Source organism: Vibrio sp. (assembly GCF_047973365.1).
Classification (GTDB): Bacteria; Pseudomonadota; Gammaproteobacteria; order Enterobacterales; family Vibrionaceae; genus Vibrio.
The window spans coordinates 1-6,091 of the sequence record NZ_JBKEBW010000086.1; the positions used below are offsets into that span (position 1 = coordinate 1).

At 43.8% G+C, this 6,091-nt stretch carries 4 protein-coding genes; 2 read left to right on the top strand and 2 right to left on the bottom strand.

What is annotated here, in order from left to right; all coding sequences use genetic code 11:
* On the bottom strand, positions 1-2,633 hold a 2,633-nt coding region (locus ACK5MF_RS11485), incomplete at its 3' end, for a heavy metal translocating P-type ATPase (RefSeq protein WP_416922323.1).
* 192 nt (positions 2,634-2,825) lie between these two features.
* Here ACK5MF_RS11485 and gltX point away from each other — a divergent pair.
* Entirely contained in the window at positions 2,826-4,250 is a 1,425-nt protein-coding gene (gene gltX / locus ACK5MF_RS11490; RefSeq protein ID WP_416922325.1) for a glutamate--tRNA ligase, read from the top strand.
* Between the two features lie 256 nt (positions 4,251-4,506).
* Positions 4,507-5,481, top strand: a complete 975-nt coding sequence (locus ACK5MF_RS11495) for an OmpA family protein (protein WP_416922327.1) — start codon at positions 4,507-4,509, stop codon at positions 5,479-5,481.
* Between the two features lie 94 nt (positions 5,482-5,575).
* Here the strand turns inward: ACK5MF_RS11495 and ACK5MF_RS11500 are convergent, their stop codons facing one another.
* Positions 5,576-6,082: a Fe3+-citrate ABC transporter substrate-binding protein gene (locus tag ACK5MF_RS11500; RefSeq protein WP_416922328.1), complete on the bottom strand. Its 507-nt coding sequence runs from the start codon at positions 6,080-6,082 to the stop codon at positions 5,576-5,578.
* Between the last annotated feature and the right edge of the window lie 9 nt (positions 6,083-6,091).

The window sequence follows — 6,091 nt, forward strand, 5'->3', positions numbered from 1 at the left end:
ACACCTGCGGCGATCGGAATACCAAAGCTGTTGTAAATAAATGCGCCAAGCAGGTTTTGCTTCATGTTCTTAATTGTCGCTTGTGACAGTTCGATAGCACTGACGACCGATAGCGGTGAGGAATTGAGTAGCGTCATTTGCGCGCTCTCTATCGCTACATCACTGCCGCTACCCATTGCAATACCGATATCAGCCTGAGCAAGGGCTGGTGCGTCGTTAATACCATCACCGACCATGGCTACAACTCTGTTGTGTTGCTGTAACTCTTCAATATGTTGCGCTTTTTGGTCTGGAAGTACCTGAGCAATCACTTGGCTTATACCGAGCTTGCTTGCAATTGAGTTCGCTACACTTTGGTTATCACCGGTTAGCATAACGGTATGAATCCCCATTTCATTAAGCGCTTGGATAGCTTGCGCAGCACTTTCTTTTACCGGATCGGCAATCGCTATAAGGCCAATCAGCTGTTTGTTGAGGGCAATAGCGACAGGAGTCCAAGCGTTGGTTGAAAAAGTCTCTAGGGTTTGTTCTGCTTCGGTTAAATCGATATCTAAAGATTGGAAATAGCCGATAGACCCAATATGCACTGCTTGCCCTTGATGGTCGGCTTGAATGCCTTGTCCGCGTAAGTTGATGAAGTTACTTATGGCCGTTGGGGATATTTGATTCTCTTTTGCGTAGAGGCAAACCGCTTTGGCTAAAGGATGCTCGGAGTGCAGCTCCAAAGCGTAGGCCAAAGCCAAGACCTGCTGTTGGTTTGAATTAAAAGTAATGAGCTGCTGAACGCTCGGTTTACCTTGTGTGAGCGTACCTGTTTTATCAAATACCACAGTATTGATTTTGCTAGCTGACTGAAGAACATTGGCATCTCGAATTAAAATGCCCATTTCTGCGGCTTTACCCACACCAACAGTAACTGACAATGGTGTTGCCAAACCAAGTGCACAAGGACAGGCAATGATGAGTACTGTGGTAGCAATCACCAGCATATAACTGGCTTTGGGTTCAGGACCAAACCAGTACCAGATTAACGCTGAAAAAATTGCTATCAGCACAACCGTTGGCACAAAAACGGCCGAGATTTGGTCTGCCATTTTAGCGATAGCTGGTTTACTGCTTTGTGCCTGACGAACCATTTTGATGATACGAGAGAGCATGGTTTGCGAGCCAATGCCGGTTGCTTGTATCAATAAGCTACCATCTTGATTAATCGTGCCCGCAGACACTGGGCTTGATGTTGATTTATAAACAGGAATAGGTTCGCCAGTAAGCATCGACTCATCCACATAAGAGCTGCCTTCTAACACGACACCATCTACCGGAGATTGCTCACCTGGTTTTACGCGCAAAGTCATCCCTTGCTTGATATCAGCGATAGCAATAGTTTGCTCGGTCGTCTCACCATTATTGGTTATGACTAAGGTTGCTTGTTGTGGCTGCAAATTGATCAGCGCTTGAAGTGATTGCGTGGTTCTTGCTTTGGCTTTGGCTTCTATATAATGACCCAAAGAAATTAAACCAATAATCATAGCGGTGGCTTCAAAATAGACATGACGTGCGCTATCAGGGAACCAGTTTGGCGCCATGACCACTAGAATAGAATAGAACCACGCAGCCCCTGTACCGAGTGCGACCAAAGTATCCATGGTTGCTCGGCGGTGAGTCAGTGCTTGCCATGCGCTGGTGAAAAATCCTTTCCCTGCGGTAGATAAAAGTGCAAGACACAGTGATCCAACTACACCCCAAGCCATTTGATCGCTGGTGGTTTGGATCATCATCTTGCCACCGAATACACCCCAGGCCATTAGAGGGATCCCTAAGGCTAAGCCTAAAGCTGCATTTCGTTTATGTTCGTTTTGAATAAGCTCTAAATTCTGTTGCTGTTTCTTTTGTTGTTCGACTGGGTCATCTATCCATTCAGCCTGATAACCCGCTTGTTTTACTGCGGCCACCAACGCAGAGGTGACATCTTGATTTGAAATCACTAAGGCGGTTTGTTCTGCTAGGTTAACTTGCGCTTTTTCTACACCAGATACTGAGAGCAATGATTTTTCTACAGAGGAAACACAACTGGCGCAAGTCATACCTTTAATTATCAGGTGAGTGTTTACGAACTCATTGACTGTATTTGCAATTGTTTTAACAGGTGTTGCTTCAACAGGTGTGAGCTCTGATTCTGCCACTTGCTCTTGTTCGGTCGTTTTGTCAGTAACTACTGTATTTTTTGTTTCTGCCGCTGCTAGAGGAGCATTCATCAGGGTTGCTGTGAAACCAACCTGAGATACGCGATCGATGATGTCCGCGTCACAACTCGAGGTAATCAGTGACAGTGATTGTTTTACAACCTCTAAGCGGGCAATGTCGTCAAAGGTTTGCAAATGCTTACTGAGCTTGTTGACGCAATTGCCACAATTTAAGCCTTGTAAGCTAAATTGCAGCGAGTTGCCAGCGTGATAGCCTAATGATTCGATACTGTCGATGACTTTGTCCAGTGGAGCGTCTACTTCTAACTCAATAAAAGTTGGAGACAGGGATTGAAGTTCAAGCGTGAAATCCGCATTGAGCTGGCGCTCAACTTTGCGTGCGCAGTCCATGCAATTTAAACCAGATAACGGCAGTGCGTAATGACCCATTTTTTTATTCCTCCATTCGACAGTAATGAAAGCATAAACCTTGACCCAAAGGTAAGGTCAAGCGGTGTGATGGAATATGAATTAATCTTCCATTGTGGATTTAGTCATCAATGGTAAAATGGCGGCAAATTTTATCCTTTCAATCGCAGTGGCTTAATGTGCCGCTGTTGTTTTTATCTCTAAGGAAGTCAAATGACGGTTAAAACTCGTTTTGCCCCAAGTCCTACGGGCTATCTTCACGTTGGTGGTGCACGTACAGCACTTTACTCTTGGTTATATGCAAAAAGCCAAGGCGGTGAATTTGTTCTACGTATTGAAGACACTGACCTTGAACGTTCTACTCAAGCAGCAGTAGATGCGATTCTTGAAGGTATGAGTTGGTTAGGTTTGGCATGGGATGAAGGTCCTTACTACCAAACTAAACGTTTTGATCGTTACAACGAAGTTGTTGATCAACTTTTGGCGCAAGACAAAGCATACAAATGTTACGCATCTAAAGAACTTTTAGATGAAGTTCGTGCTGAGCAAGAAGCAAACAAAGAGATGGCTCGTTACGATGCGAATCATCCAAAAATCAAGGCGGTAAATGAAGCGGCAAAAGAGGGTGATCCTTGTGTGATTCGTTTCCGTAACCCTAAAGGCGGCAGTGTCGTATTTGATGACCAAATTCGTGGTCGCATTGAAATTCGTAACGACCAACTAGACGATTTAATCATCCGCCGTACAGACGGTTCGCCAACTTACAACTTCTGTGTTGTGGTTGATGATATCGATATGGGTATTACGCATGTTATTCGTGGTGAAGATCATATCAACAACACGCCTCGTCAAATTAACATTTACCAAGCAATTGGCGCGAAAGTTCCTACCTTTGCACACTGCGCAATGATCTTGGGTGACGACGGTGCTAAGTTGTCTAAACGTCACGGTGCGGTTTCGGTAATGCAATACCGCGACGAAGGTTACCTACCTGAAGCTCTGATCAACTATCTTGTGCGTTTGGGTTGGGGGCATGGCGACCAAGAGATTTTCTCTCAACAAGAGATGATTGACCTATTTAGCCTCAATGCGATTTCAAAATCAGCATCAGCATTTAACACTGATAAACTGCTTTGGTTGAACAACCACTACATTAAATCTTCAGATCCTGAGTATGTAGCGAAACACCTAGAGTGGCACTTTGATAACCTAGGTATCAACAAAGACAACGGTCCTGCACTTGCACAAATCGTTTCTCTTGTTGGCGAGCGTTGTAACACCCTAGTTGAACTTGCACAGCAATCTCGTTACTTCTACGAGGATTTCTCTGAGTTTGAAGAAGGCGAGGCTAAGAAGCACCTACGTGGTGTAGCAAAAGAACCTCTAACTCTTGCGTTAAGCAAACTTGAAGCGCTAACTGAGTGGACGACTGAAGCTCTGCACCAGGTGATCGAACAAGTGTGCGCAGAACTTGAAATCGGTATGGGCAAAATCGGTATGCCGCTACGTGTCGCTGTAACTGGTGGCGGTCAATCTCCTTCCGTGGATGCAGTAATGCAACTTATCGGCAAAGAGCGTGTTATCGCTCGTATCAAAATGGCACTAGCGTTTATCGAACAGCGTGAAGCAAACGCGTAATAACCCACTCCACTCCTTAGACGTTCAGAAAAAGCTGCAGTGAAATATCTGCGGCTTTTTTTTGATTAAAATTTGTTTAGTTTACGATTACCTCTAAGCAACCGAAAAATGGTTTCTATTCGCTATTGTTTATTAGCATGGCGTTCTAAATAAAACAGCCTGTGCTGTGGTTTTGCTACATATTGTCGTCATAATCGCCGCCATTGGTTATCAGTCGATTGTGAATGTCAATCGTCAATATTGTAGGAATAATAATATGAATAAGTTAGCTGCGATTATTTCGCTATCTTTAGCTGTGACTTCTACAGCAGCAGTTTCTGATGTTTATGTTGGTGGTAAAATTGGTGTTTCTTGGCTTGATGATGCTTGCTTATCGGGCGGCGTGTGTGATGAAAAAACGAGTAATCCGACATTAGGCGCTTACTTAGGTTATCAAGCGAATGATTGGCTATCTCTTGAGCTAGGCTACGATTATTTGGACAAATTTACTGGCGCGGGCTTAAATGATGAGAGGGTAGATGCAATCACTTTAGCTCCAAGAGTCAGTTTGCCTGTATCTGAAGCACTTGCATTGTATGTTAAAGCAGGTGGTGCATACGTAGATTACGGCTCAAAAGATGATTTTTCTTATCTAGGTGCTGCTGGCATCGAATGGTTAGCAGATGACAATGTGTCTCTTCGCCTCGAATATCAAGCTATTACAGATATTAACAATGATATTGTTCGTGCTATGGCTAACACTGTAACGTTAGGTCTTAGTTATAAATTTGGCAGCAGCAAAACAGATCCTGTTCCTGTCGCTGTTGAACCAGTGGCGCCAGACGTTATTGAAGTTGCAGAACCTGAAGTTACAGTCGTTACGAAATCGTATCCGGATCAACACTTATCAGGTAATAATTTTGCCCACAATAGTGCAGAAATTTCTTCACAAGCGGCTAAACAGTTAGATGAATTAGCCACTTTCTTAAATGCCAATCCACAAGCGAAAGTTGAAATCACGGGGCACACGGATTCTCTTGGTTCTGCCGAGTATAACCAAGCGATGTCAGAGAAGCGTGCTATAGCTGTTGCTGACGTACTGTTTAAAAACGGTATCGATGAATCAAGAATGATTATTTCTGGTCAAGGTGAAAGTAATCCAATCGCATCGAATGAAACAAAGGAAGGTCGTCAACAAAACCGAAGAGTAGATATTGTTGTGCCTGCATTTGAATATCAAGTCGAAGAGTAATCTCTAAATCGCTTGAATCTACCCCCGAAACTTGAGCAAGTGTTGGGGGTATTTTTTATTTAAAGCAAGATCGCTTGCTTAATCCCTTACTAAATCACTTCAAATCAATGCTGCTTAAGCGCCCCATATAGATAAGAATGTCTAAGCAGTCTTTATGTGCTTCTAACAGCGCTTTCTTTGTCTTCGTATAGGCGGCAAGTTTGCCATGTTTGTTGATCGAGCAAACCACACTCTTAAATGTGCATTTGCCTTCGGGATCGTAGTTGCGCCAAGCGGCAATATAACAAGCGTCGCGGCTCTCAGGGTTATCACTTGTCGGACGAGGCTTATAGATGATCTTCGGTTCTAAGCTGTGAGGAAGGCGAGTCATTAAGAATGGATCTTTTAAAATACGACGCCAATGTTTGCCCCACATCTCTCGTCCGAGTTCATTTCTGAGCTTGATGGCTTTTTTTAGACCTTTTGTTTCACCTAGACGTATGTAACCAACCGATCTGTGCAAAACGCTGTCATCGGGAGTATGGATATGAATCTTATAAGCGGTTTTAGCTTTTGAGATAAATCGATGGCCGGTGTTAGTTTCTAGGTTACTTTTTGTCATAGGTTTTAT